At 57.1% G+C, this 24671-nt stretch carries 30 protein-coding genes; 22 read left to right on the top strand and 8 right to left on the bottom strand.

The genetic code is table 11. The annotated features are described in order from the left end of the window. Positions 1-14: 14 nt before the first annotated feature. The 3 genes from EE36_RS04610 to EE36_RS04600 form a co-directional block, all read right to left on the bottom strand. A complete protein-coding gene (locus EE36_RS04610; protein ID WP_005849947.1) occupies positions 15-467 on the bottom strand; it encodes a DUF3429 domain-containing protein in 453 nt (150 codons plus the stop codon). After that, positions 464-1414 carry a 4-hydroxy-3-methylbut-2-enyl diphosphate reductase gene (gene ispH / locus EE36_RS04605; RefSeq protein WP_005849946.1) on the bottom strand — a complete coding sequence of 317 codons (951 nt, stop codon included), beginning with the start codon at positions 1412-1414 and terminating at the stop codon, positions 464-466. Before ispH ends, EE36_RS04610 begins: the two co-directional genes overlap by 4 nt. Before the next feature lie 144 nt (positions 1415-1558). Next, on the bottom strand, positions 1559-2104 hold the full coding sequence (locus EE36_RS04600; RefSeq protein ID WP_005849944.1) for an NYN domain-containing protein: 546 nt from the start codon (positions 2102-2104) through the stop codon (positions 1559-1561). Positions 2105-2232: 128 nt separating this feature from the next. Between EE36_RS04600 and folK the strand changes: the two genes are divergently transcribed. The 11 genes from folK (at position 2233) to recO (ending at position 10992) form a co-directional block, all read left to right on the top strand. Next, positions 2233-2835: a 2-amino-4-hydroxy-6-hydroxymethyldihydropteridine diphosphokinase gene (gene folK, locus EE36_RS17290; RefSeq protein WP_338460440.1), complete on the top strand. Its 603-nt coding sequence runs from the start codon at positions 2233-2235 to the stop codon at positions 2833-2835. 70 nt (positions 2836-2905) lie between these two features. Further along, positions 2906-3259, top strand: a complete 354-nt coding sequence (rpoZ, locus tag EE36_RS04590; protein ID WP_005849941.1) for a DNA-directed RNA polymerase subunit omega — start codon at positions 2906-2908, stop codon at positions 3257-3259. Positions 3260-3295: 36 nt separating this feature from the next. After that, on the top strand, positions 3296-5446 hold the full coding sequence (locus EE36_RS04585; RefSeq protein ID WP_005849939.1) for a bifunctional (p)ppGpp synthetase/guanosine-3',5'-bis(diphosphate) 3'-pyrophosphohydrolase: 2151 nt from the start codon (positions 3296-3298) through the stop codon (positions 5444-5446). Positions 5447-5480: 34 nt separating this feature from the next. Next, on the top strand, positions 5481-6176 hold the full coding sequence (locus EE36_RS04580) for a DUF2062 domain-containing protein (protein ID WP_005849937.1): 696 nt from the start codon (positions 5481-5483) through the stop codon (positions 6174-6176). Next, positions 6160-6912: a pyridoxine 5'-phosphate synthase gene (locus EE36_RS04575; protein WP_005849936.1), complete on the top strand. Its 753-nt coding sequence runs from the start codon at positions 6160-6162 to the stop codon at positions 6910-6912. The genes EE36_RS04580 and EE36_RS04575 overlap by 17 nt, the downstream gene beginning before the upstream one ends. A gap of 9 nt (positions 6913-6921) precedes the next feature. Continuing rightward, positions 6922-7335, top strand: coding sequence for a holo-ACP synthase (acpS, locus tag EE36_RS04570; protein ID WP_005849935.1), 414 nt, complete (start codon positions 6922-6924; stop codon positions 7333-7335). 105 nt (positions 7336-7440) lie between these two features. Next, on the top strand, positions 7441-8277 hold the full coding sequence (gene lepB, locus EE36_RS04565) for a signal peptidase I (RefSeq protein ID WP_005849934.1): 837 nt from the start codon (positions 7441-7443) through the stop codon (positions 8275-8277). Continuing rightward, positions 8274-8960 (top strand): ribonuclease III, encoded by a 687-nt coding sequence (gene rnc, locus EE36_RS04560; RefSeq protein WP_005849933.1) that lies wholly within the window; start codon positions 8274-8276, stop codon positions 8958-8960. Before lepB ends, rnc begins: the two co-directional genes overlap by 4 nt. Further along, complete coding sequence (era, locus tag EE36_RS04555; RefSeq protein ID WP_005849932.1) at positions 8957-9865, top strand: GTPase Era; 909 nt, start codon at positions 8957-8959, stop codon at positions 9863-9865. Before rnc ends, era begins: the two co-directional genes overlap by 4 nt. Before the next feature lie 60 nt (positions 9866-9925). Further along, entirely contained in the window at positions 9926-10255 is a 330-nt protein-coding gene (locus tag EE36_RS04550) for a DUF1491 family protein (RefSeq protein WP_005849931.1), read from the top strand. Further along, on the top strand, positions 10255-10992 hold the full coding sequence (gene recO / locus EE36_RS04545) for a DNA repair protein RecO (RefSeq protein ID WP_005849930.1): 738 nt from the start codon (positions 10255-10257) through the stop codon (positions 10990-10992). Before EE36_RS04550 ends, recO begins: the two co-directional genes overlap by 1 nt. Here the strand turns inward: recO and EE36_RS04540 are convergent. Next, entirely contained in the window at positions 10964-11359 is a 396-nt protein-coding gene (locus EE36_RS04540) for an META domain-containing protein (RefSeq protein ID WP_039911561.1), read from the bottom strand. The two genes, recO and EE36_RS04540, sit on opposite strands and share 29 nt — an antisense overlap. Before the next feature lie 50 nt (positions 11360-11409). After that, on the bottom strand, positions 11410-13095 hold the full coding sequence (locus tag EE36_RS04535; RefSeq protein WP_005849928.1) for an acyl-CoA dehydrogenase family protein: 1686 nt from the start codon (positions 13093-13095) through the stop codon (positions 11410-11412). Between the two features lie 146 nt (positions 13096-13241). On the opposite strand from EE36_RS04535, the gene EE36_RS04530 reads away from it, so the two are divergent. Continuing rightward, entirely contained in the window at positions 13242-14009 is a 768-nt protein-coding gene (locus EE36_RS04530) for a sulfite exporter TauE/SafE family protein (RefSeq protein ID WP_005849926.1), read from the top strand. 3 nt (positions 14010-14012) lie between these two features. Here the strand turns inward: EE36_RS04530 and EE36_RS04525 are convergent, their stop codons facing one another. Next, positions 14013-14372: a helix-turn-helix domain-containing protein gene (locus EE36_RS04525; RefSeq protein ID WP_005849925.1), complete on the bottom strand. Its 360-nt coding sequence runs from the start codon at positions 14370-14372 to the stop codon at positions 14013-14015. A 151-nt stretch (positions 14373-14523) separates the two neighbouring features. Between EE36_RS04525 and EE36_RS04520 the strand changes: the two genes are divergently transcribed. Together EE36_RS04520 and EE36_RS04515 are read left to right on the top strand one after the other, a co-directional pair. Continuing rightward, positions 14524-15423, top strand: a complete 900-nt coding sequence (locus EE36_RS04520; RefSeq protein ID WP_005849923.1) for a LysR family transcriptional regulator — start codon at positions 14524-14526, stop codon at positions 15421-15423. A gap of 78 nt (positions 15424-15501) precedes the next feature. Then, positions 15502-16218, top strand: coding sequence for a hypothetical protein (locus EE36_RS04515; protein ID WP_005849921.1), 717 nt, complete (start codon positions 15502-15504; stop codon positions 16216-16218). A gap of 47 nt (positions 16219-16265) precedes the next feature. On the opposite strand, the gene EE36_RS04510 is transcribed toward EE36_RS04515, so the two are convergent. Beyond that, complete coding sequence (locus tag EE36_RS04510; RefSeq protein WP_005849919.1) at positions 16266-17864, bottom strand: phosphoenolpyruvate carboxykinase; 1599 nt, start codon at positions 17862-17864, stop codon at positions 16266-16268. Between the two features lie 364 nt (positions 17865-18228). Here EE36_RS04510 and EE36_RS04505 point away from each other — a divergent pair, with 364 nt between their 5' ends. Genes EE36_RS04505 through EE36_RS04475 form a run of 7 tightly spaced genes read left to right on the top strand, consistent with a single transcriptional unit; the run spans position 18229 to position 23593 of the window. Further along, positions 18229-18930 carry a response regulator transcription factor gene (locus EE36_RS04505; RefSeq protein WP_005849917.1) on the top strand — a complete coding sequence of 234 codons (702 nt, stop codon included), beginning with the start codon at positions 18229-18231 and terminating at the stop codon, positions 18928-18930. Positions 18931-18938: 8 nt separating this feature from the next. Beyond that, positions 18939-20651, top strand: coding sequence for a sensor histidine kinase (locus EE36_RS04500; protein WP_198005482.1), 1713 nt, complete (start codon positions 18939-18941; stop codon positions 20649-20651). A gap of 7 nt (positions 20652-20658) precedes the next feature. Then, entirely contained in the window at positions 20659-21087 is a 429-nt protein-coding gene (locus EE36_RS04495) for an HPr kinase/phosphorylase (protein WP_005849914.1), read from the top strand. Next, a complete protein-coding gene (gene rapZ, locus EE36_RS04490; protein ID WP_005849912.1) occupies positions 21080-21973 on the top strand; it encodes an RNase adapter RapZ in 894 nt (297 codons plus the stop codon). Before EE36_RS04495 ends, rapZ begins: the two co-directional genes overlap by 8 nt. Beyond that, entirely contained in the window at positions 21970-22362 is a 393-nt protein-coding gene (locus EE36_RS04485; protein WP_005849910.1) for a PTS sugar transporter subunit IIA, read from the top strand. The genes rapZ and EE36_RS04485 overlap by 4 nt, the downstream gene beginning before the upstream one ends. A 15-nt stretch (positions 22363-22377) precedes the next feature. Beyond that, complete coding sequence (locus EE36_RS04480) at positions 22378-22647, top strand: HPr family phosphocarrier protein (RefSeq protein ID WP_005849908.1); 270 nt, start codon at positions 22378-22380, stop codon at positions 22645-22647. A gap of 55 nt (positions 22648-22702) precedes the next feature. After that, a complete protein-coding gene (locus EE36_RS04475) occupies positions 22703-23593 on the top strand; it encodes a lysophospholipid acyltransferase family protein (protein WP_005849907.1) in 891 nt (296 codons plus the stop codon). Positions 23594-23658: 65 nt separating this feature from the next. Here the strand turns inward: EE36_RS04475 and EE36_RS04470 are convergent, their stop codons facing one another. Next, positions 23659-24534, bottom strand: coding sequence for a 3-hydroxybutyryl-CoA dehydrogenase (locus EE36_RS04470; RefSeq protein ID WP_005849905.1), 876 nt, complete (start codon positions 24532-24534; stop codon positions 23659-23661). Between EE36_RS04470 and EE36_RS17575 the strand changes: the two genes are divergently transcribed. Then, positions 24475-24669 (top strand): hypothetical protein, encoded by a 195-nt coding sequence (locus tag EE36_RS17575; RefSeq protein WP_198005509.1) that lies wholly within the window; start codon positions 24475-24477, stop codon positions 24667-24669. The genes EE36_RS04470 and EE36_RS17575 overlap by 60 nt on opposite strands. The last annotated feature ends 2 nt before the right edge of the window (positions 24670-24671 follow it).

Here is a 24671-nt window from a genome sequence, read left to right as displayed (position 1 = left end):
CGCAAGTTTCGCTGCTACAGAAAGACGCCCACAGCCAGACACGCCAGCACGACGGCGGTCAGAAGCGTGCGCAGCTTTAGCCACCAGCGCGGCGCAAGACGCCAGTGCCAGAAGGCGGCATCAAGGACCAGTAGACCCGCAAAACCGAACATCAGGTTCAGCCCCGCACCCACGGGGCCGCCGCTTGTCATGAAGAACGCCCAAAGCGCCGGGATCACGGCGAGGATATAGCCGGCCGTCGCCTTCGCCCCGCTGGTCTTGGTTGCGAATCCCCATAGCACACCGGACATGAAGGAAAGAATAACTGTGCCGTAGAACAGCTGGATATATGGCCCGACAAAACGGCCGCCGAACGTCGCCGCCCCCCAGTTCGCTAAAGGATCGACCAGCCCGGTCAAGGCCCCCCAGATAAAGGGAGTAAGCCCGGCAAGGCCAAGCCAAAGCGGCGCGCGGGGGATGCCGGTCATGCGGGTACCCGCAGCACACGGGGGACTTTGAATTCCACATTCTCTACCGCGGTTTCGACCATTTCGGTGGTTACATCGTATCGGTCTTTGAACGCGTCAATGACCTCGTTGATAAGCTGTTCGGGGGCCGAGGCACCGGCGGTGATCCCGATGCTTTTGATCCCCTCGAGGCTGCGCCAGTCGATGTCCGTCGCGCGCTGCACCAGTTGGGCGTAATCGCAGCCCGCACGCGATCCGACCTCGACCAGACGGCGAGAGTTCGATGAGTTTGGCGCGCCTACAACAAGCATCGCATCACACTTCGGCGCCATTGCCTTCACCGCTTCTTGACGGTTGGTCGTGGCGTAGCAGATGTCTTCTTTGTGCGGCCCAATGATCTGCGGGAAACGTTTGTTCAGGGCGGCGACAATCTCGGCTGTGTCATCAACGCTTAACGTTGTCTGTGTGACATAGGCCAGCTTGCTCGGGTCGCGCACCTTGACGGTTTCGACATCGGCGGGCGTTTCAACCAGCAAAACCTCGCCCGGGGGGAGCTGCCCCATGGTGCCAATGGTTTCGGGGTGGCCCGCGTGGCCGATCATGATCATCTGCAGCCCGGCGTCGGCGTGGCGTTGCGCCTCGATATGCACCTTGGAGACAAGCGGGCAGGTCGCGTCGACATAGACCATATTGCGTGCCTCGGCCTTGGCGGGAACGGCTTTCGGTACGCCGTGCGCCGAGAAGATCACGGGCCGGTCATCGGGGCATTCCGACAGTTCCTCGACAAAGATCGCACCCCGTTCGCGCAGCCCGTCGACGACGAATTTATTGTGCACGATCTCGTGGCGCACATAGACCGGCGCGCCCCATTTCTCGATGGCCATTTCGACGATCTTGATCGCGCGGTCGACGCCCGCGCAGAACCCGCGTGGCGCGGCAAGATACAGGGTCAAAGGCGGTTTGGTCATCACACTCTCCTTGGGCATGGGCCATAGGTAAGGGTTGCGCGGCGCATCGTCCAGACCAGCGGCGGCACAGTCTGATGCTTCAAATGCGCGCGCACGTATTGCGGGGGCATGAGGGATGCGGAGATTTAGGCGCGCCGTCGCGGGTTATTCGTCAGATGTTTCACGTGGCGGCCGGCCAATAACGTCGCGCAGGTCTTCGAGTTCGATAAAGTTGTCCACTTGGCGGCGCAGCTCGTCCGAGATCATGGGCGGTTGGCTGCGGATTGTGCTGACGACAGAGACGCGCACGCCCTGGCGTTGAAGGCTTTCGACCAGCGGGCGGAAATCGCCGTCACCGGAGAAGATCACGATGTGGTCAAGATGTGGCGCAAGCTCCATCGCGTCGACCGCGAGCTCGATATCCATGTTTCCTTTGACCTTCCGGCGGCCCATGCTGTCGGTGTATTCCTTGGCCGGTTTGGTCACCATGGAGAACCCGTTATAGTTCAGCCAGTCGACCAGCGGGCGTATGGGGGAGTATTCGTCATTTTCCAGCAAAGCGGTGTAGTAAAAGGCACGCAGCAGTTTGCCGCGGCGCATGAACTCCTGCCGCAGTAGCTTGTAATCAATGTCAAAACCCAGGTTCTTGGCAGCTGCGTAAAGGTTGGAGCCGTCGATGAATAAAGCGAGCCGTTCGTCCTTGTAGAACATGAAGTGCCTTCCTAATACACGTCGTTCGGAAATTTGCGTCGTGTAGAGCCGCTATAAAACGAAATGTTTCAAATTTAGTTTCCGACTATGAATACAATACTAACTAAGGTTTTTTCGAGAGGCAGCAAGTGAAGACATTGGCCATCCCTGACCCCAAGGGGGGTGAAATCGGCAAGTGCGCGCTGATCGCCCTCGGGAGCAATCAATCATCAGTTGCGGGAGGGCCGGCGGAAACTCTGCATCGGGCCCTTGATATTATGGTTGGTATGGGCGTGCGGGTTGTTGCTCTTAGCCCGTTTTACTCAACCTATGCGTTTCCTGCGGGATCAGGTCCGAATTTCGTAAATACAACCGCTAGTATAAGGGTAGAAGGGGAGCCGGATCAAGTTTTAGCTATTCTTCATGCCGTCGAAGCAGAGCTTGGGCGCGAGCGGCAAAGCCGTTGGGCCCCTCGGACGGTCGATCTGGATCTGATCGCGATGGGGGATGTGGTGTTGCCGGATGTACAGACCCAGACCGATTGGCGGGAGATTCCGCTTGAACAGCAGATGGTCAAAGCGCCCGACCAGCTGATCCTGCCGCACCCGCGGCTTCAGGATCGTGCCTTTGTTTTGGTGCCGCTGGCGGACATCGCGCCGGACTGGCGTCATCCCCTGATCGGCAAAACCGTTCGCGAGATGTTGAATGACCTGCCAGAGGCAGATAAAAAGGGGGTATGGCCGCTGGAATAGGCCCTTGTAAATTCCGCCGATGGCTTCTAAATAGTCGGCTTCTTGCAGCATTCATGATTGGAGCATCCCCATGGCCCGCGTCACTGTCGAAGATTGTGTAGATAAAGTGCCAAACCGGTTCGAGCTTGTCATGCTTGCCGCGCATCGTGCGCGTGAAATTGCGGCAGGTTCTACGGTTACTGTTGATCGCGATAACGACAAAAACCCTGTCGTGTCCCTGCGCGAGATTGCGGATGAAACCCAATCGGCCGACGAGCTGCGCGAGCGTCTGATCGAAAGCAACCAGAACCAGATCGAGGTTGATGAACCCGAAGAGGACGCAATGGCGCTTCTTATGGGGGCTGAGCAAGATAAGCCCGAAGAGGACAGCATGTCCGAAGAAATGCTGCTGCGGCAGTTGATGGCGGCACAAGGGCAGGGCTAAGGCCCGCGCCCTTCGGGGCTTATAGGCAGGACAGGTATGAATACCGCCGACATTACGGCTGACGACCTTATCGCGCTTGTGCGCGCCTATAACCCTAAGACGAACGAAAATCAGATCAGGCTGGCCTATGAGTATGGCCAGCAGATGCACGAGGGCCAGTTCCGCCATTCCGGAGAGCCCTATTTCACGCATCCGGTCTCTGTCGCGGCTATTTTGACCGAACAGCAGCTGGATGACGCGACCATCATCACCGCATTGCTGCACGACACGATCGAGGACACGAAAGCGTCCTATAGCAGCGTCGATGACAAGTTCGGACATGATGTCGCTGAACTGGTCGATGGCGTGACCAAGCTGACCAACCTGCAACTGAATTCCAACGAGACAAAACAGGCCGAGAACTTTCGCAAGCTGTTCATGGCAATGTCGAAAGATCTGCGGGTTATTTTAGTTAAGTTGGCGGATCGGCTGCATAATATGCGCACGATCAAGTCGATGCGCCCTGACAAGCAGATCCAGAAAGCACGTGAAACAATGGATATCTATGCGCCTCTTGCGGGGCGTATGGGCATGCAATGGATGCGCGAAGAGCTTGAGGATCTGGCCTTTCGCGTGCTCAACCCCGAAGGGCGACAGTCGATCATCCGGCGCTTTATCACCCTTCAGCGCGAAACGGGCGATGTCATCCAGCGAATCACCGGCGACATGCGGCACGAGCTTGAGAAAGCCGGGATCGAGGCCGAAGTCTTTGGGCGGGCGAAAAAACCGTATTCGATCTGGCGCAAGATGCAGGAAAAGCAGCAATCCTTTTCCCGTTTATCGGATATTTACGGTTTCCGCGTTATCACCACCTCGGAGGATGAATGTTATCGCGCGCTTGGCACCATCCATCGGCGCTGGCGGGCCGTGCCGGGCCGGTTCAAGGATTATATCAGTCAGCCCAAGACGAACGGTTACCGGTCGATCCATACCACCGTCTCTGGCCGTGACGGCAAACGGGTCGAGGTGCAGATCAGAACGCGGCAAATGCATGATGTCGCTGAATCCGGTGTGGCGGCGCATTGGTCCTATCGTGACGGCGTGCGGTCGCGGAACCCCTTTGCTGTTGATCCGGTCAAATGGGTCGCGCAACTGACAGAGCAGCTCGATTCAGAGGAGGATCACGAAGATTTCCTCGAGGCGGTCAAGCTTGAGATGTACGCCGATCAGGTGTTCTGCTTTACCCCCAAGGGCGAGGTGGTCAAGCTGCCGCGTGGGGCGACGCCGATTGATTTCGCCTATGCGATCCACACGCGAATCGGGTCTGCCTGCGTGGGTGCCAAGATCGACGGGATGCGCGTGCCTTTGTGGACGCGGGTGAAAAACGGCCAGTCGATCGAGATTATCACCGCCCAAGGTCAGACACCGCAGGCGACATGGCTGGATATCGCGACGACGGGCAAGGCCAAGACGGCGATCCGTCGGTCGCTGCGTGAACTGGATCGCGCGCGCTTTGTCAGCCTTGGGCGCGAACTTGCCCGCTCTGCCTTCGAGCAGATGAATAAATCGGCGACGGAGAAAGTGCTGCGCACCGCGGCGCGCAACCTGCGCCTTTCCAGCGCGGAGGAGCTTTTGGCGCAGCTTGGCTCTGCCGAACTGACGGGCCAAGAGGTGGTGCAGGCCGTCTATCCCAACCTGCGCCCCAAACCCGGGGAACATGTCGACCGCAAGCGCGCGGTGGTGGGGCTGGAAGCGGGGCAATCCTTTGACCGGTCGCCTTGTTGTCAGGCGCTGCCGGGGGAACGCATTGTCGGCATCACCTTCCGCGGGCAGGGCGTCAAAATCCACACGATCGATTGCGAGCGTCTGTCGCATTACGAGGACCAGCCCGAACGCTGGCTGGACCTGCGTTGGCACGACGGGCCACATCCCGCGATCTATGGGGCAACACTGGATCTGACCATCGGCAACGGGGCGGGCGTGCTGGGGCGGATTTGTACGCTGATCGGCCAATCCTCTGCCAATATCGCCGATCTGGAATTTTTGGACCGCAAGCCTGACTTTTACCGGTTGTTGATCTACGTAGAACTGCGAGACATTGCGCATCTGCATTCTTTGATCCCGATGTTGGAGGCCGAGAGCGAGGTCGCCGAGATCAGTCGATACCGGAACCCCGACTTGTTCAAGGCAGGTACCAAAGACGCATGATCCGCCCGGACTGCACTGACCCAAGGACGAACTGTTGATTTTCAAACGCCGCGATCCAAAGCCGACAGTGCGCGCGATGGCTGAATTCATGTGGCCTCGGGGTGGTTGGACGCGGGCGTTTCACTATGTCAAACACCGGATGCGCCGCTTGCCCGATACGCCCGAACGCATTGCGCGTGGCATCTGGGCCGGTGTTTTTACCACGTTTACGCCCTTCTACGGCATGCATTTTATCGTGGCAGCGCTGGTATCGCGTGTCATGCGGGGCAATCTGCTGGCCGCATTGATGGGGACGTTTTTTGGCAACCCGCTGACCTATGTCCCGATCGGGTTGTCATCGCTGTCCATGGGACACTGGATTCTCGGTTCCCACATGCGGACGGGGGAGCATCGGTCCTTCGGGGGCAAATTCTTTGACGCCGGTCACGACTTGTTGGCCAACTTTGTGGCGATCTTTACCAGCCGTGACATGGATTGGTCGGGGCTTGAGGTCTTCTGGCATCAGGTGTTCTATCCGTATCTGATCGGGGGCATCGTGCCCGGCATGATCTGCGCCACGATCGCCTATTATCTGGCCGTGCCCTTGCTGCGGGCCTATCAAAAGCGGCGCAAGGGCGCGATCAAGGCCAAGTTCGATTTGTTGAAAAAGAAAGCCTCGGCCAAGGCAGAGGCGAAACGCAAGGCAGAGCAGGCGGCTCTGGAGGGGAAAGACCATGGCGGCACAAGGTAAGCTTCGGCTGGGCGTAAATATTGACCACGTGGCGACTGTGCGGAATGCGCGCGGCGGTGCCTATCCGGACCCGCTGCGCGCAGCCCGCGCCGCGCAAGAGGCAGGCGCTGATGGCATCACCGCGCACCTGCGCGAGGATCGACGCCACATCACCGACGCGGATATCGAAGGACTGCAAGAGGTGTTGAACGTGCCGCTCAACTTCGAGATGGCCGCCACGGAAGAGATGCAGGCCATCGCCCTGCGCCACAAACCCCATGCCGTCTGCATCGTGCCGGAAAAGCGCGAAGAGCGGACAACCGAAGGCGGGCTTGAAGTCGCACGCGAGGAAAACCGGCTGGCGCATTTTATTGCTCCTCTGCGCGAAGCGGGCAGCCGCGTCAGCATCTTCATCGCCGCCGATCAGCGCCAGATTGAGGCGGCGAACCGCATTGGGGCAGAGGTGATCGAACTGCACACCGGTGCCTATTGCGACGCCTATGCCGAAGGACATTGGGAGGAAGCGCAAAAGGAGCTGCAAAAGCTCGAGGAGATGTCAAAATTCGCCCATAATCTGGGGCTTGAGGTGCACGCGGGCCACGGCCTGACCTATGATACCGTCAGCCCCGTCGCAGCTTTCCCCGAGGTGCAAGAGCTGAACATCGGGCATTTCCTTATTGGCGAGGCGATCTTTCTGGGCCTCGGCCCCGCCATCGCCGAGATGCGCCGCCTGATGGATGATGCCCGCAAGGGCTGAGGGCGCGGCATGATTTTGGGAATCGGCACCGACCTCGCGAATATCGAACGGATTCAAGGCACGCTGGACCGCTTTGGCGACCGTTTCCGCAATCGTGTGTTCACCGAGGTCGAACAGCTAAAGGCCGAACGTCGCCGTGATGTCGCGGGCACCTACGCCAAACGCTGGGCCGCGAAAGAGGCATGTTCAAAGGCGCTTGGCACCGGTCTGCGCATGGGGATCGCTTGGCGCGACATGGCGGTGAGCAACCTGCGCACCGGCCAGCCCGTGATGGAGGTCACCGGCTGGGCGGCGGAGCGTTTGGCCAAGATGACACCCGACGGCCACGAGGCGATCATTCACGTCACGCTGACAGATGATCACCCTTGGGCGCAGGCCTTTGTCGTCATCGAAGCCCGCCCCAAGGCAGGTATTCAGACCTAACGGCAGATCATAGCCCATTCGGTCGATGGATCGGGGGCAGGGTTGCTTGACTTGCGTCAATGGCACCCGCATGTAACGCTCGAACGCATGAACAGGAGCGCCAAAATGGCCGCCAAAGAAAAAACCGGCAACGCCTTTGTCGAAACCATCAAAACAATCGTCTATGCGCTGTTGATCGCAGGGGTCTTTCGGACCCTGTTTTTCCAGCCTTTCTGGATCCCTTCGGGGTCGATGAAAGAGACGTTGTTGATCGGGGATTTCCTGTTCGTGAACAAAATGGCCTATGGCTATTCCTACGCATCCTGTCCCAGCGTGATGATGCCGCGGTTCGGCATTGAGGTTGACGCGAAAGACGTCTGCGGTGTGTTTGACGGCGACAACACGCGTTTGTTCGGGTCAGAGCCCGAGCGCGGCGATGTGGTGGTGTTCCGTCACCCCGTGTCTGGTCGCGATTACATCAAGCGTCTGATCGGCTTGCCGGGGGACAAGGTTCAGATCACCGACGGTGTGGTCAGCATCAATGGCACGGCGGTCGAACTGCGTGACGATGGTGTCTTCGAAGAGGTGATGGACCGTCAGGGCCCGCAGGGTATGCGTCCGCGTTGCGAGAACGGTGCCGTCGGTGCCGGTGGTGTATGTGAAAAATCCCGCCAGATCGAAGTGCTCCCTAACGGGGTCGAACATGCGATCCTGAACATTGGCAATCAGGCGTCGGACAATACCGGTGTCTACACGGTGCCAGAAGGGCATTACTTTTTCATGGGTGACAACCGCGACAACTCTGCCGATAGCCGTCTGGCACAGCAGGCCGGTGGCGTCGGTTTCGTGCCGTATGAAAACCTGATTGGTCGCGCTGACCGGATCATGTTCAGCTCGGCCGGTCGGTCGATGTTGTTCTTCTGGACATGGCGCAGCGATCGTTTCTTTAAGGCGATCAAGTGAAATTAAATGCTGATCTCCGGGCCTTTGAAGGCCGCATCGGGTACCACTTTGCCAAGCCGGAGCTGTTGAACCGCGCGGTGACCCATGCCTCTATGTCGTCGGCCAATCGTGACGACAACCAGCGGCTCGAGTTTTTGGGGGATCGCGTTCTGGGGCTGGTGATGGCCGAAGCGCTGCTGAAACTTGATCCGGCCGCAACCGAAGGGCAGCTGGCCCCGCGGTTCAACGCATTGGTGCGCAAGGAAGCCTGCGCGGAGGTCGCGCGCGAGATCGACATGGGCGCTGTGCTGAAGCTTGGCCGGTCAGAGATGTTGTCTGGCGGCCGCCGCAAGCAGGCGTTGTTGGGGGACGCGATCGAGGCTATCATCGCGGCTGTCTATCTGGATGGCGGATTTGACGAGGCCAAAGCGTTGATCCTGCGATTGTGGGGTGACCGCGTGATGCAGGTCAAGCAAGACGCCCGCGACGCCAAGACCGCGCTGCAAGAATGGGCGCAAGCGCGCGGATTACCGCCCCCCGCCTATGTTCAGACCGACCGGCAGGGGCCAGACCACGCCCCGGTGTTTACCATCACCGCCCGGATTGAAAACGGGGCCAGCGCCGTCGCGTCCGCCCCATCGAAACGTCAGGCCGAACAGGCCGCTGCCAAGACGCTCTTGGCCCAATTGGAGAGACCCTCATGACCACGCGCGCCGGATTTATCGCCCTGATCGGCGAGCCCAACGCGGGCAAATCGACGTTGCTGAACCGCATGGTCGGCGCGAAAGTGTCGATCGTGACCCATAAGGTGCAGACCACACGCGCCCGCATTCGTGGCGTCGCGATGGAAGGGGAAAGCCAGCTTGTGTTCGTGGACACGCCCGGTCTGTTCCAGCCCCGTCGCCGTCTGGACCGCGCCATGGTGGCCGCGGCTTGGGGCGGCGCTGCCGATGCGGATGTTGTCATTCTGCTGATCGAGGCCAACCGCGGGATCACCGAAGGCGTCGAACGTATCCTGGAAGGTCTCGCTGACATCGGTCAGGGGCGCAAGGTCGCGCTTGCGATCAACAAGATCGACCGTGTCGAAGCTCCGGTCCTGTTGGGGCTGAGCAAAGAGATGAACGACCGCTATGATTTTGCCGAAACATTCATGATCTCGGCCGAGCGGGGGCATGGTGTGGATACGTTGCGCCACTGGCTGGCGGGCGAATTGCCCGAGGGGCCGTGGCTCTATCCTGAAGATCAGATTGCCGATCTGCCTATGCGCATGATCGCCGCTGAAATGACCCGCGAGAAACTGACCCTGCGTCTGCATCAGGAGCTGCCCTATCAGCTGACGGTCGAGACGGAAAACTGGGAAGAGCGCAAAGACGGCTCTGCGCGGGTGGATCAGTTGATCTATGTGGTGCGCGACGGTCACAAGGGGATCGTGCTTGGCAGCAAGGGCGAGACGATCAAGGCGGTCAGCAAAGCCTCTCGCGAGGAGCTTGAAGAGTTTCTGGGGCGGAAAGTGCATCTGTTTTTGCAGGTCAAAGTGCGCCCGAACTGGCTGGACGAGGCGGAGCGCTACTCCGAGATGGGGCTGGAGTTCAAAGACGGCAATGTCTAGATCTGGTGCGGCCCGACCCTTCGGGGAGGATTTTACACCATTTGGAACGACGGGGCTGTCATGGCCCGGCTGACCGCGCGGTTCTGGGTCGATGCCTATCTGGCGCGGCTGCGGGTGTATGATATTCCTGCGTTCGTGGTCGCGCATGGGGATGACACCGGCGGCGCTGTTCTGGTGAAGCTTGCAACGCTCGACGGAAATGCACAGCTTTTTCAGAAAAGTTTCGATTTGATCAGTGGTGAGCGGACCTGGGTCGAAATGACAAGTGGACAGGAGCAGGAGGTTGATGCGTCGATCAGCCGACAGCTCAGTTTTGATCCGGACCTCTGGGTGATCGAGGTGGAAGACAGGCAGGGTCGGCATCTGCTGCATGAGGGCGGGCTGAGCTGATGGAATGGCGCGATCAAGGCATTTTGCTAAGCGCGCGCCGCCATGGTGAGACATCGGCCATCATCGAGGTGTTCACCCCCGAGCGCGGCCGCCACGCCGGGATCGTGCGCGGCGGTACCAGTCGCAAGATTGCCCCAATTCTCCAACCGGGTGCGCAGTTAGACATCGCATGGCGCGCGCGGCTTGAAGATCATATCGGCGCGTTTACTGTAGAGCCCGTGCGCAGCCGCGCCGCATTGGCAATGCATGATCGGCTGAGCCTTGCGGGGTTGAATGCGGTGACGGGGCTGCTTGCCTTTGCATTGCCCGAACGCGAAGCGCATGCGCCGCTATATCGTCGAACTGAAGCGCTTCTGGATCTATTGGGGCAGGGGGACCTGTGGCCGTTGGCCTATCTTCAATGGGAAATCAGCCTGTTAGACGAGCTTGGCTATGGGCTTGATCTGAGCGCCTGTGCGGTGACCGGACGGACCAGCGGGCTGGTATTTGTATCTCCGAAAACGGGGCGTGCCGTGACCCGAGAAGGGGCGGGGGAGTGGGTTGATAAAATGCTGCCATTGTCGCCCGTTTTACGTGGGGAAGGGGATGCGAGCGATGCGGATATTGCGCTGGCGTTCAAAACCACGGGATATTTCCTAGAGCGGCATCTGGCGCGCGATCTAGGGGACAAGCCCCTACCCGAGGCGCGCGCGCGCTACGTCGAGGCATTTAGTCGACGGCGCGAAACACCATATTAAGGTCCTCGGTGTTAGACAGAATCATGACGTCATTCAGAATTTCGACGAGGGTGGCGTTGTTGAGCGCATCGATAACGATGTTTTCTTGGCTGAGATCAGGACATGCCTTTTTGGTGGATGATTTGAGCGTGAAAGAAAACCAGGGGTAGGGCAGCTTGTTCGTGCCGGACATCCGATTGCAGGGGCCTTGAACGGTAACCTCTTCCTTTTCTGGAAAGGACAGCTGTGTGTTTGCTGAGAACGGGACCCCGTTTAGTTCTTGCAAGCGCCATAGGCGATCGGCGGCCCCATACGCCCGCAGAGTTTCGTCCTGACTGCACTGCGTTGTCAGGGCTATGGCCAGAAAGAGGGAGGTCAGCTTGATCATGGGGGCCGGATAGGCAGCCCGACGATTTCACGCGTCAGGCTGCCCGAACTTCATCCGAGCAAACGGCGCGAGATGACCTGCGCCTGAATCTCTGCCGCGCCTTCGAAAATGTTGAGGATACGTGCGTCACATAGGACACGGCTGATTTTGTATTCGAGTGCAAAACCGTTGCCGCCATGGATCTGCAAGCCATTGTCAGCTGCGGCCCAAGCGACCCGTGCGCCGAGCAGTTTGGCCATGCCCGCTTCGACATCACAGCGCCGGCCTTCGTCTTTTTCAAACGCCGAGAAATAGGTGAGCTGACGGGCGATCATGATTTCGACCGCCATCATCGCCAGTTTGGACGACACGCGAGGGAAGTTGATGAGAGACTTGCCGAACTGCTTGCGATCAATCGCGTATTGCATCGAAATGTCGAGCGCGGATTGCGCGACCCCGATGGCACGCGCGGCTGTCTGGATGCGCGCGCTTTCAAAGGTTTCCATCAACTGTTTGAACCCTTTGCCCTCTTCGCCGCCCAACAGGTTTTCACCTTTGACGTGGAACCCGTCGAAACCAAGCTCGTATTCCTTCATGCCGCGATAGCCGAGCACTTCGATCTCGCCGCCGGTCATGCCTTCGGAAGGGAAAGGATTCGCGTCGTCGCCCGGCGTTTTCTCGGCCAAGAACATCGACAGGCCCTTGTAGTTCGACGTCTGCGGATCCGTGCGCGCCAGCAGCGTCATCACATGGGTCCGGGCCGCGTGCGTGATCCAGGTTTTATTGCCAGTTATCTTATAATCGTCGCCATCTTTCACCGCGCGCGTGCGCAAAGAACCAAGGTCAGAGCCGGTGTTCGGTTCCGTGAAGACGGCTGTGGGCAAGGTCTCGGCGCTGGCGATCCGCGGGAGCCATTTTTCTTTTTGGGCGTCCGTCCCGCCGGCGATGATCAGTTCGGCCGCGATTTCAGACCGCGTGCCGAGCGAGCCCACGCCGATATAGCCGCGCGAGAGCTCTTCCGAGACGACGCACATAGAGGCTTTGGACAGCCCAAAGCCACCAAATTCTTCTGGGATCGTCAGGCCGAAAACGCCCATTTCTGCCAATTCATTGATGACTTCAATCGGGATCAGCTCGTCCTTCAGGTGCCATTCGTGGGCAAATGGTTCCACTTTTTCAACAGCGTAACGACGGAACTGTTCGCGGATCATCTCCAGCTCTTCGTCAAGGCCGGACCGCCCGACGGTGATGTTGGCGCTTTGCTCTTGCATGAGTTCGACAAGACGCGTGCGTGCAGCTTGCGAATTGCCTCGTTGCTGCAGTGTCGTGATGCCGGCATTGGAAAACGCGTTTTGATCTGTGGTAGAGACGCCAAGATCATGCAAGCGCAGAATTTCCCCTTGGTTCATCTGAATGCCGCCGGAAATCTGGCACAGATATTCGCCGAATGCGATTTGATGGATCAGCTTTTCTGTTTCTGAAAACGTGCCATCTGCGTCGAGCTTCTCTGCCCATAGCTGCATCTGGTGAAGCGATTGGGCGTAGGTCGCAAGCCACGCAAGACCATGCGCGGCGGTTTGGTTTTCTTCGACCAGTGTATTCGACACTTTCCCGTCTTGAGAAACGGTCGCACGAACCGCAGATTTAGCGGCTTCTAAAAGGCGGTCTACCGGGGCCAGCGTTGATCTGGTGGTTGCGAGCAGGTCATCGATCACGATGTTCGCGCCAGAAATCACGTCTTGTCCATCATGTGCCATCTGTAAGCTCCCTTGTTTGGTTAAGCACGGCATACCCTTTTCGCAGGTGCAGCACAATAAAGATACGTTTTGCTGCGTCAATTTGGTTTAAAATTACGTTGAGGATTTCGCGTGCGCTTCGCCGCAATCTTGATATGACGTGCGGTATGGACATGTTTTTCAGTTTATTGACGCCGTCAGAATGGGCGTTCGCCTTTGTAATTGGCCTTGTGGCGGGATTCATTAAGGGCGTCGTGGGGTTCGCGATGCCGCTGGTGCTAATCTCAGGGCTGACGATGTTCTTGTCGCCTGAGCTTGCCCTTGCCGGGCTGATCTTCCCGACTGTAATTACCAATATGTTTCAGGCACTGCGGCAGGGGGTGGCCGCGGCTTGGGACTCCATCAAAATGTTCAAGGTTTTCCTGATTGCGGGCGGCATCGCGCTTAGCTTGTCAGCGCAGACCGTGCGTTTTCTCGCCGCCGATACGATGCTGCTAGTGATTGGCGTTCCGATCACATTGTTCGCGCTGTGGCAGGTGACGGGGCGTAGCTTCACCCTGTCGCACCGATCTACAAAACTAGAAGCATTTATAGGTGCCTTCGCCGGGGCGGTCGGTGGCGTATCTGCTGTTTGGGGGCCGCCTACCGTCGCCTACCTGACCGCATTGGGCACGCCCAAGCACGACCAAATGCGGGTTCAGGGTGTCATCTACGGACTCGGCGCGGTGCTATTGTTGTTTTCGCACTTCGGATCTGGCGTGCTGCGCGCTGAAACTGTGCCCTTTTCTGCCGTCATGATCTTGCCGTCGCTCACCGGTATGTGGCTTGGCAGCAAAGTCATGGATAAGATTGACCAAGCGTCCTTTAAGAAAGCGACGCTGGTCATCCTATTGATTGCGGGCGCAAACTTGGTGCGCCGAGGCGTGTTTGGTTAAGGCTTAGCCCTGACGCGCGACCGTCAGCCCAGACACATCTTCGATAAACGTCACAATACGTGTTTTGAGCGCGTCATCGTTTATTGCGGCCAAGGCGCTGACAATCTCGATGCTCGGGTCGGCTTTGGGCGCATCATTCGTGTTGTCATGCAGACCTTCAAAGAAATATGCGGGCGTTACGTCTAAAATCTGGGACAGTTCAAACAGGCGGCTTGCCGCGACCCGGTTTGACCCGATTTCGTATTTCTGGATTTGCTGGAACGACAGGTTTAACCGCTTGGCCACATCAGTTTGGGAAAGCCGACGCAGCGTACGGATCTGTTTAAGTTTTTTGCCGACGTGGATGTCCACTGGATGCGACATATTAATTACCTCCGGTTGTTGTTGAATTAGTCATCCCCAAATCACTCTTTCCGTTCAATTGGATAGATTTATTCAATTTGTGGTTACAAAGTGGCCAAGGGTGTATTATAAATAATGCTTTAATGTATGATTAATTTACCATTGGTGACGAATGAACACTGTCGACAGCCCAAAGCCAGTTGATTTTGACGCGGACCGAATTCCGCCGTTACTATATGAAATGGTTAGATCTTTTACCGTCCTCGCGGATACGTTGAACCTTAGCCAAGCTGTGCGCTTGTTGGGAAGTACGCGGCAGACGGTTCGGCGTCATATCGCCCAAATTGAGGAGTTCTTGGGGGCTCCAATGTTTGAGGTTGATGAGCGCCGGTACAAATTAACACAGCGTGGTGAAGAGGCTTTGCCAGAAGCGCGTGAGTTTCTTGCGCGGGGCAAGGTCTGGATCAAGGGCAACACGCGGAGCACGGGTGGGCTTTTACGGCTGTCCCACGAAACACCCAACGGATGGAATTTTTATCAGCAGCAACGGCCACTTACCCAGATTTGGGACGGTGAATCTGAAATGATCAAGGAGGCATTCTCGGCCTGGGTGCAGAGCGAGGGCCGGTTGGAACATGAGAATTTTCAACAAATTCGCCCCTATGTCCTAGTGTATCGCGACTCACCCAGTGGTTGGATCTGTATCGAAGTCGGGCAAGAATCATTCTACACAAGTTGGTGGGGTTGGGAGAACGCGCGCAGCAGTATTGGCCGCCCTCTCGGCAATTTTCCGGGCGGTCCCGAGTTTGAGGCGATGCTGGATTTCCCCTTTCGTGAGGTTCAGGCGAATGGCGGGGTCCGCCTTGACGAGGTTGTAACGCAAATGCCGAGGAACACGGCAGGCGGCGAGCTTATCCCATTGGCCTATAAACGACTTTTGATGGCGAGCCGTTTCCCTGACGGAAGCTTTGCATTGATATCCGCGGTAGATAGATCACGTCACGTCACCATCTCTGGGTTGGATCAAGACGCGATGGTTGGCATGCCCGAGGATGCGATCGTCGGCTTCTAGCCGGTTACCGAAAAATCGAAGAAAATTCCCGATAAATAAGCTACCCTTTGATCAGCTTGCATCAAAGGAGAGTTCAGTATGACGTTGTTGAGTTTTCAAGACGGCGAACGGTTTATCGCCAGCAGTTCCGCACTTTTGCATGAGGCCGGGATCACATTAACGGTCGGTTATGATTTTGCTGAGTATAAGACGATATTGCAGGACGCGCGTCCGGATCACTTGCTAGGGCTGCCGTTTGACCCTGAAACGCACGACCTGAACGAAACCAATGCCTTTTGGATTGTCGGCCGAAATGCCAAAGGCGATGTTATGCATACGCAGGCAATGCGTATGCTGGATTTGAAAGGAGCCAAGCTAGCCGAGTATCTTCGTCGGTCATTTGTCGAGTTTCCGCCGCCCGGCGTTGATATCGATTTTCTCCGATCACGGTATCGCGCGGGGCCGGGTGCGCAGCGCATCGCTGGCGACGTGTGCTATCATGGGGAGTTCTGGGTGGGCACAACGCCGCGAGAGTTCAGAAACGCAGGTCTATCTTCTGTGCTGGGGCGCTATGCATTCTGGCAGGCGATGCAGCATTGGGATCCTGACCATGTCATCGCGTTTATGACCAACTCGGTCGTGTATAAGGGCTTTCCAGCTCGGCACGGCTATATGCATACGGAGCCAGGCACGTTGCGGTGGTTCATCAACGGAATGGATGCGCCGGTCGAGGGGTTCATGGCCTATATGGGGCGCGATGATTTGCGCTTTATTCTGGATATGCCGCTCTCGGACCGAGCGTCGAAAGCAGCATAGTCTGCGCATGGAAAAAGAGCCGCGCATTGGCGCGGCTCTGGTAAGCTTTAGCCGATGGCGGCGGCTTTCACGTCGTCATCAATATAAGGGAGGTATTGTTCGAAGTTTTCTGCAAACATCTTTACCAGCTTGTCAGCCTGACGATCGTAGGATTCAGGGTTGTCCCATGTCCGGCGTGGATCCAGCAGGATGTCAGCAACACCCGTAACCGCCACGGGAACATCAAAGCCGAAGTTTGGATCTTTGCGGTACTCTACCCCGGCGAGCGACCCTTCCAATGCTGCGGTCAGCAGCGCGCGCGTTGCTTTGATCGGCATGCGGCTGCCTGTGCCATAGGCGCCTCCAGTCCAGCCAGTGTTTACCAACCAGCAGGTTGCGCCATGCGCCGCGATCTTCTCGCGGAGAAGGTTTCCGTAAACCTCGGGGCGACGCGGCATGAAGGGCGCACCAAAGCAGGTCGAGAATGTAGGCTCGGGTTCAGTCACGCCACGTTCGGTACCGGCAACCTTGGAGGTGAAGCCAGACAGGAAGTGGTACATGGCCTGAGCCGGGGTCAAGCGCGCGATAGGGGGAAGAACGCCGAACGCATCACAGGTTAGCATGATGATATTCTTGGGGTGCCCACCCGTCGCTTTTGCCGAGGCGTTAGAAATGTAGTGAAGCGGGTAAGCGCAACGCATATTGGCGGTGAGGCTGTCATCGTCGAAATCAAGCTCTTTGGTGTCTTCATCAAAGATCATGTTCTCGATCACGGTGCCGAATTTTTCGGTAGTGGCGTAAATCTCGGGCTCTGCCTCTCGGCTGAGGTTGATCGTCTTGGCGTAGCAGCCACCTTCGAAATTAAAGGTCCCGTTATCCGACCAGCCGTGTTCATCGTCACCAATCAACGTCCGGCCCGGATCGGCGGATAGCGTGGTCTTTCCTGTACCTGACAGACCGAAGAATACAGCGGTATCAACGGGATTGCCGGTAGCATGGTTGGCCGAGCAATGCATCGGCATGATCCCTTTTTCCGGCAACAGGTAGTTCAGCAGGGTGAATACAGATTTCTTGTTCTCACCTGCGTATTCTGTGCCGCCGATCAAGATCATCTTCTTGTCGAAGTTCATCGCAATGACGGTTTCCGAGCGGCAATCGTGTTTAGCTGGATCAGCCGAAAAGCTCGGGCAGTTGATCACGGTGAAGTCCGCGATGAAATCATCCAGCGCGTCGCGCTCGGGGCGGCGCAGCATGTGGCGAATGAACAGACCGTGCCAAGCCAGCTCGGTCACCATACGCACGTTGATCGCGTGTTTCGGATCGGCCCCACCGACCAGATCCTGGACGAAGTAGTCACGCCCCTGCATATGCGCCAACATGTCCTTGTGAAGCGCATCAAAGCCTTCAGGCGACATCTCGGCGTTGTTTTCCCACCAGATTTTATCCGCAACGCTGTCGGTTTTTACGACATGTTTATCCTTGGGGGAGCGTCCGGTGAATTTGCCCGTCGTCACAAGAAACGCGCCGCCCTTGCCTAACGTGCCTTCTTCCCGTTTCAGCGCGGCTTCGACCAGCGCGGGTTCGATCATGTTGTAATAGACATCACCAAGCCCGCTTATGCCTTGGTCTTCGAGGCGGAATTGCGGATTTACGCGGCCTAACGTCATGTGATGTCTCCTGTAGCTGCACCGAGAAAAGGTGCCAATTCTTGCACAAATGGCTCGACCCAAGGGGTCGTGTCCGCCTCTTAGCACGTTGATTTACAGTATGAACAGGTAGGTTAGTCGCAGTTAGCGCCACCATGTAACTGTTTGCGGAAACTGTCGTTAATTGAACGTAAAGTGCTATGGGGTAACGTGGCGTCTGCACCCTGTATGTGCGGCAATTTAGCCATTCATTAGCAAATTGTGGCGTGATTATGGCCAAGATGAGGAGCGATTCGCAGTTTCCGATTGATTCGGCCGCGTAAATTGATGATCAATGAAAGAAAAAATATTATGGCAGTTGAGCAGCATATAAAAGGAACAGGCAATGTCTAAAATTGCATTGGTGGATGACGACAGGAATATCCTGACGTCGGTTTCAATGACGTTGGAAGCCGAAGGTTTCGAAGTCGAGACATATAATGACGGGCAAGCCGCGTTGGATGCGTTCAACAAAAAGCTGCCCGACATGGCGGTGTTGGACATCAAGATGCCTCGCATGGATGGCATGGATTTGCTGCAAAGGCTTCGCCAGAAAACCGCGATGCCCGTGATCTTTCTGACATCCAAAGATGACGAGATTGACGAGGTGCTCGGCCTGCGGATGGGGGCTGACGACTACGTGAAAAAACCCTTTAGTCAGCGGCTTTTGGTTGAACGTATCCGTGCGCTGTTGCGCCGTCAGGATGCGGTGGAAACCAACGAGGTCGGCGACACCGAAGAAACCAAAGTGATCGAACGTGGTGATTTGCGCATGGATCCGTTGCGCCATGCAGTAAGCTGGAAGGGTAAGGACGTATCCCTGACGGTGACAGAATTCCTGCTGCTGCAAGCGCTTGCACAGCGCCCCGGCTTTGTGAAGTCACGTGACCAGTTGATGGACGTGGCATATGATGATCAAGTGTACGTCGACGACCGTACAATCGATAGTCATATCAAACGGTTGCGCAAAAAAATGCGGACTGCGGATGACGAGTTTTCCGCGATCGAAACACTCTATGGCATCGGCTACAGATACAACGAAGAGTGACTTGAGCCATGGCCATTGTCGAAAGGAATTTTGTGCGAGACATGACCACACCTTATCGGGACGGTGATGTTGTATTGGGCGACGATTGGGTCGCTCCGGACAAAACCGCGACAGATGAACTGCGCAGCAAACGCGCGCGGCGGGGGCTCTTCTCTCTGCGTGCGTCGCCGCTGACGCGCAAGATCATCACATTTAACTTGATTGCGTTGAATGTTTTGGCCGCCGGTATTCTTTATCTTAACTCTTCTCGCGATAGCCTGGCCGTGCAGCGTGGTGCGTCACTGGTTTCGGAAGCTGAACTGATCGCTGATGTCTTCGAGGCGCAGTTGGCAACGGCGGGTGCGCCTGACAGCCTGAGCGACGCGATAGATGTGGATGCAAGCCTTGGCCGGCTTGATTTGCGCAGCGGGATCGAGGTGTTTGTATTCGATTCTACCGAAAGCCTTGTTGCGCAGAACGCGGGTGCCGCCGCGCGAAATAACGTCGGTGCCGAAGATGACACGGCGCTGATTTCCGATGGGTTGAGCTGGCTTTGGGGGCTGCTCTCCCGACCGTTCGAAAGCGCCGCCACGGCAGATCCTGCTCCGTTGGCGGAACAGTTGCAGCCGTTGGTATCGGGTGCATTGGTAGGCGGGACCAAGGTGCGGAACGATCTTGTCGGCACTGGTGGCACGCTTTTCTCCGTTGCTACGCCGATTGTGCAGAACGGATTGCCCGTCGGGGTTGTCGCCGTCACCTCGGCCGCGGGTGAAATTGACAAACTGGTTCGCGGCGAACGGGAGAGGGTGCTTCAGATGTTCGTGATCGCGACGCTGGTTTCGATCGGATTGAGCCTCGTGCTGGCCTCGACCATCGCAAATCCGTTGTCCGATCTTGCTGCCGCGGCAGAGCTTGGGCGTGATAAAGATGCGCGGAAGATGAACCCGGGCCGCATTCGGATCCCTGATTTGACGGCGCGTCCTGATGAAATAGGGCGCTTGTCGGGGGCGCTGCGCGGGATGGTTTCCGCATTATACAACCGCATCGACGGAAACGAACAGTTTGCCGCCGATGTCGCGCATGAGATCAAGAACCCGCTTGCTTCGCTCCGTTCTGCGGTAGGCACGCTGCGCCTGATCAAGCGTGAGGACCAGCGCGAAAAACTGCTGGATGTCATTGACCATGACGTTCGCCGGTTGGATCGTCTGGTTAGTGATATTTCGAATGCGTCCCGTCTGGACAGCGAATTGGTCAAGGAAGAGGAAGAGCCGTTTGATCTGCTGATGATGATCAGCAATCTGGGTCAGTATCTTGGCGAAGATGCGCGCAAACGTGGCATCGATTTTATCACCGATCTGCCCGAACAGCCGATCATCGTGCACGGGTTGGAAGCACGCTTGGCACAGGTTTTCGTGAATCTGATCAGCAATGCCGTCTCGTTCTGCGAAGACGGCGATGCCATTCGGGTCTGGGCACGCAAACGTGAAAATCGCGTTCTTGTGGTCGTCGAAGACACGGGACCCGGCATTCCAGAGCAAGCTCTGTCTAAGATCTTTAAGCGCTTTTATTCGCAGCGCCCGGAAGAGCATTTTGGCAATAACTCCGGCCTCGGGCTGGCGATCTCGAAGCAGATTGTCGAAGCGCACGGCGGCGTGATCTGGGCAGAAAATATCCGGCCCACGGATGCCGATATCTCCTCTGATCCCCTTGGCGCGCGCTTTGTGGTCGGCCTACCCACCTGAACCGGCCATGACCAAAAGCACGATCCACGCCACCACCGTCGCGATTGATGGGCGTGGCGTGATGATCAGGGGGGGCTCGGGTAAAGGCAAGTCCGCGCTGGCGTTGCAGATGATTGCGATGGGAGCCGAGCTGGTTGCCGATGACCGCACGGATTTGATCGTTCAGGATGCCCAGGTTATCGCACACCCACCCGTCGCGATCAAAGGGTTGATCGAGGCGCGCGGCGTCGGCTTGCTGACCTTGAAACATCGCAGTGCGATACCGATCTTTCTTATCGTAGACCTTGACCAAGATGAGCCCGACCGCCTTCCCGAAATCACATACCAAAACGTGATGGGCATCCAAATCCGATGCCTGAAAAGATGCGACGGGCCCCATTTTGCTGCCACTGTTTACTTGATGGCAAAGATGATGAAATACACAGCAGATGACTGATGATGTAACACCCAACCGGCGTATGGTGCTGGTGACCGGCCCTGCGGGGGCAGGGCGATCTTCGACGCTCAATGTGTTGGAGGATGCAGGCTTTGAAGCGATCGATAATATTCCGATGCGGATGCTGCGCGCATTGCTCGAAGCACCGGGCCAACTGCGTCCGATGGCTCTTGGTGTCGATTTGCGGAACCGCGATTTTTCGACCGATCGCGTGATCGAACTGATGTCGGACATGCGGTCTCGTCCCGATGTAGATATTGAACTGTTGTATCTGGATTGTGCGACCAACGTCCTGCTTCGGCGCTTCTCCGAAACACGCCGGCGTCACCCCATGGCGGCCACCGCTACACCTGTCGAAGGGATCGTGCGCGAGAAAGAGCTGCTTGAACCGGTGCAGGCGCTGGCGGATGTCCTGATCGACACGTCCGAGCTGAATGTGCACCAGTTGCGTGCGGAAGTGGAGCGCTGGTTCGCGCTTGATGGGGAACATCACCTCAGCGTATCCGTACAGTCTTTTTCGTATAAGCGCGGTTTGCCCCGCAGTGCGGATATGGTGTTTGACTGCCGGTTTTTGCGCAATCCCTATTGGGAACCCTCGCTGCGTGGTATGAACGGCACACAAAAAGAGGTCGCCGATTACGTGCATGCCGACCCGCTGTTCGAAAGCTTTGCCGGACAGGTAAACTCTCTGTGTCAATTGATCCTGCCAGCCTGCAAGACTGAAGGTAAATCGCATATCTCTCTTGCGTTTGGCTGCACAGGGGGGCAACACCGTTCCGTAACTTTGGCCGAACATCTGGCGTTCAAACTTTCGAACGACGGCTGGCAGGTGTCCATCAGGCACCGCGAACTGGATCGTAGTAAACGGGAAGAGACATCGCGTTGATTGGTATTGTGATTGTTGCACACGGTGGATTGGCCAAAGAATATTTGGCTGCGATCGAACATGTTGTTGGGTCGCAAAACGGCGTGCGCGCTATTGCGATCCATGCAGACCATGATCGTACCGAAAAGCAGCGGGAAATCTGCGAGGCTGCCGATGCCGTGGATACAGGCAATGGTGTTGTCGTCGTAACGGACCTTTTCGGTGGGTCTCCGTCGAACCTCAGTTTGCTTGCATGCCGTCCTGAAAACCGTCGGATCCTTTACGGCGCAAACCTTCCCATGTTGATCAAGCTGGCAAAGTCACGTGATTTAGAAGTGCCCGAGGCGGTACGCGCGGCCTTGGCGGCCGGCAGAAAATATATTGATAGCCAGAATGTTAGTGCGGAATAGCAAGGCCCCTATTGTATGACCCAAGTCTCATTGAAAATCGTAAACGAAAAAGGCCTGCACGCCCGCGCCTCCGCCAAGCTGGTTGAGGTCGTCGAGGCTTTTGATGCGCGCGCCGAAGTAAGCAAGGACGGCATGTCCGCCTCTGGTGACAGCATTATGGGGCTGCTGATGTTGGCGGCCTCCAAAGGGTGTACGATTGATGTACAGACCTCCGGCCCGGATCAGGACGCATTGGCCGATGCGTTAACAGCCTTGGTGGCTGACAAGTTCGGCGAAGGCCAGTAACGGCGGTGTTTGCAATGCGGCCGGTGGCCACTGTGATGCGTAAAGGGTTAACCACATGACGGAGAATGCGCCAACCGGCCCTGCGCCCCTGCTGAACGATGGCAGCGGCGAACCGGTGACCTTCACGAAGTATGACCGTCGAAGCCTGTCTTATGCATCCACGTTTGATCATCCTGTCAAATCGGGGATCATCAGCGCAATCGAACTTTTCACCGGCAAGCTCAAGGTTCTGCGCCTGATCCGACAGTTCGAGAAACAGGGCGCGCCCACAGGGCAGGGATTCTGGCGTGCGGCACTCGATACCATGGGGATCGACCTGACGACCCCGCAGGAACAGCTGGATCGCATTCCGAAAACGGGTCCAGTGGTCGTCGTTGCGAACCACCCGCACGGGATGGTCGATGGCATGATTTTCGCCGATCTGATCGGACGGGTACGCCCTGATTATCGAATCCTGACGCGCTCTTTGTTGACCTCTATCGATGAGGTCGCGGGCAGCTATATGATCCCCGTGCCGTTTCCCCATGACCCTGATGCGCAGCGCAAAGGTGTCGAAATGCGCGCCAAAGCGATGGCGCACCTCAAGGATGGCGGTGTTGTCGCGCTGTTCCCATCAGGGGTCGTAGCGGCTTCGGATACCATGTTCGGCCCTGCCATAGAGGCGGAGTGGAACGTTTTCACCGCGAAAATGATCCGGCGCTCGGGCGCGCAAGTGGTGCCGATGCGCTTTCCAGGGCAAAATAGCAGAGCCTATCAAATTGCGAATAAAATCTCGCCAATCTTGCGGCAGGGGCTTCTGCTCCACGAGATTGTGCATGCATGCGACAAGCCGCAGGGCCCGATCGTAGGCGCGCCGCTTTCGCCAGAGCAGATGGCCGCTCATGCGGACGATCCGCGCGGTTTCATGGCGTGGCTACGGGCGCATACACTTGCGCTTAAAGACTAACGCTATCTTCCAAATGGGATAAATCCCGGGGGCGCGGGGGCTGGCCCCCGCTGCTTGCTGCAGATTTATCGCGTGGGGACAGGCACATCGCCGCGGTAGTCATAGAAACCCCGCTGAGATTTCCGCCCCAGCCAGCCCGCTTCAACGTATTTTGTCAGGAGCGGGCAGGGACGATATTTCGTATCGGCCAGCCCGTCATGCAACACGTTCATAATCGCCAGGCAGGTGTCTAGACCTATGAAATCTGCAAGCTCCAGCGGCCCCATCGGGTGGTTGGCCCCCAGCTTGAGTGAACTATCGATAGATTCGACAGAGCCCACACCTTCATAGAGGGTATAGACAGCCTCGTTTATCATCGGCATCAAGATACGATTTACGATAAATGCTGGGAAGTCTTCGGCAGAGGCCGCAGTTTTGCCCAGTTTATCAACGACGCCGCGGCAGGCCTCAAAAGTTTCCTTGTCCGTCGCAATCCCGCGGATCAGCTCCACCAGCTGCATCACGGGCACCGGGTTCATGAAGTGGAACCCCATAAATTTTTCAGGGCGATCGGTTCGGCTGGCGAGCCTTGTAATCGAAATCGACGACGTGTTCGACGTCAGGATCGTGGTCGGTTTGAGGTGGGGGATCAGATCTTCAAAAATCGCTTGCTTGACCGTCTCGCGTTCGGTCGCCGCCTCGATCACGAGATCACTTTGGCCCAATTCTGCAAGTGTTTGGGTTGTCACGATTCTTTTGAGCGTCGCGTCACGGTCTGCTTCGGTTACCTTACCGCGGCCAACCTGACGGTCGAGGTTGCCGGTAATGGTATCAACCGCCTTTTGCAGTGCTTCAGCGCTTACATCATTCAACAGCACGTCGTAGCCCGCCAAGGCCATAACATGGGCGATGCCGTTGCCCATTTGGCCTGCGCCAACGATGCCGATTGTCTGGATATCCATGCGCTGTCCCCTTTTGTTTCGCCGCAGCATAAAGCGGGCGGGGTAGCAGCCGCAAGGGTCGGAATTCACGACAGCTTTTCTCAAATCCGAACATTAAGGAAATCGAAAATACTTATGGCGATTCTGCGTCCGTAAAG

This window comes from Sulfitobacter sp. EE-36, from assembly GCF_000152605.1.
GTDB classification, from domain to species: domain Bacteria; phylum Pseudomonadota; class Alphaproteobacteria; order Rhodobacterales; family Rhodobacteraceae; genus Sulfitobacter; species Sulfitobacter pontiacus.
The sequence above is the reverse complement of the archived record's forward strand: the minus strand, read 5'-3'. Positions and strand labels throughout refer to the sequence as shown.

Excerpts from the sequence above, each read along its gene's own strand:
- rpoZ (WP_005849941.1), top strand. The coding sequence starts at position 2,906 with ATGGCCCGCGTCACTGTCGAAGATTGTGTAGATAAAGTGCCAAACCGG.
- EE36_RS04500 (WP_198005482.1), top strand. The coding sequence starts at position 18,939 with ATGGCCATTGTCGAAAGGAATTTTGTGCGAGACATGACCACACCTTAT.
- EE36_RS04530 (WP_005849926.1), top strand. The coding sequence starts at position 13,242 with ATGGACATGTTTTTCAGTTTATTGACGCCGTCAGAATGGGCGTTCGCC.
- ispH (WP_005849946.1), bottom strand. The coding sequence starts at position 1,414 with ATGACCAAACCGCCTTTGACCCTGTATCTTGCCGCGCCACGCGGGTTC.
- rapZ (WP_005849912.1), top strand. The coding sequence starts at position 21,080 with ATGACTGATGATGTAACACCCAACCGGCGTATGGTGCTGGTGACCGGC.
- EE36_RS04575 (WP_005849936.1), top strand. The coding sequence starts at position 6,160 with ATGGCGGCACAAGGTAAGCTTCGGCTGGGCGTAAATATTGACCACGTG.
- EE36_RS04540 (WP_039911561.1), bottom strand. The coding sequence starts at position 11,359 with ATGATCAAGCTGACCTCCCTCTTTCTGGCCATAGCCCTGACAACGCAG.
- EE36_RS04520 (WP_005849923.1), top strand. The coding sequence starts at position 14,524 with ATGAACACTGTCGACAGCCCAAAGCCAGTTGATTTTGACGCGGACCGA.
- EE36_RS04610 (WP_005849947.1), bottom strand. The coding sequence starts at position 467 with ATGACCGGCATCCCCCGCGCGCCGCTTTGGCTTGGCCTTGCCGGGCTT.
- EE36_RS04475 (WP_005849907.1), top strand. The coding sequence starts at position 22,703 with ATGACGGAGAATGCGCCAACCGGCCCTGCGCCCCTGCTGAACGATGGC.
- acpS (WP_005849935.1), top strand. The coding sequence starts at position 6,922 with ATGATTTTGGGAATCGGCACCGACCTCGCGAATATCGAACGGATTCAA.
- EE36_RS04510 (WP_005849919.1), bottom strand. The coding sequence starts at position 17,864 with ATGACGTTAGGCCGCGTAAATCCGCAATTCCGCCTCGAAGACCAAGGC.
- EE36_RS04480 (WP_005849908.1), top strand. The coding sequence starts at position 22,378 with ATGACCCAAGTCTCATTGAAAATCGTAAACGAAAAAGGCCTGCACGCC.
- lepB (WP_005849934.1), top strand. The coding sequence starts at position 7,441 with ATGGCCGCCAAAGAAAAAACCGGCAACGCCTTTGTCGAAACCATCAAA.
- era (WP_005849932.1), top strand. The coding sequence starts at position 8,957 with ATGACCACGCGCGCCGGATTTATCGCCCTGATCGGCGAGCCCAACGCG.
- EE36_RS04585 (WP_005849939.1), top strand. The coding sequence starts at position 3,296 with ATGAATACCGCCGACATTACGGCTGACGACCTTATCGCGCTTGTGCGC.
- EE36_RS04535 (WP_005849928.1), bottom strand. The coding sequence starts at position 13,095 with ATGGCACATGATGGACAAGACGTGATTTCTGGCGCGAACATCGTGATC.
- EE36_RS04525 (WP_005849925.1), bottom strand. The coding sequence starts at position 14,372 with ATGTCGCATCCAGTGGACATCCACGTCGGCAAAAAACTTAAACAGATC.
- EE36_RS04550 (WP_005849931.1), top strand. The coding sequence starts at position 9,926 with ATGGCCCGGCTGACCGCGCGGTTCTGGGTCGATGCCTATCTGGCGCGG.
- EE36_RS04600 (WP_005849944.1), bottom strand. The coding sequence starts at position 2,104 with ATGTTCTACAAGGACGAACGGCTCGCTTTATTCATCGACGGCTCCAAC.
- EE36_RS04515 (WP_005849921.1), top strand. The coding sequence starts at position 15,502 with ATGACGTTGTTGAGTTTTCAAGACGGCGAACGGTTTATCGCCAGCAGT.
- EE36_RS17575 (WP_198005509.1), top strand. The coding sequence starts at position 24,475 with ATGGGCGATGCCGTTGCCCATTTGGCCTGCGCCAACGATGCCGATTGT.
- recO (WP_005849930.1), top strand. The coding sequence starts at position 10,255 with ATGGAATGGCGCGATCAAGGCATTTTGCTAAGCGCGCGCCGCCATGGT.
- EE36_RS04495 (WP_005849914.1), top strand. The coding sequence starts at position 20,659 with ATGACCAAAAGCACGATCCACGCCACCACCGTCGCGATTGATGGGCGT.
- EE36_RS04470 (WP_005849905.1), bottom strand. The coding sequence starts at position 24,534 with ATGGATATCCAGACAATCGGCATCGTTGGCGCAGGCCAAATGGGCAAC.
- EE36_RS04505 (WP_005849917.1), top strand. The coding sequence starts at position 18,229 with ATGTCTAAAATTGCATTGGTGGATGACGACAGGAATATCCTGACGTCG.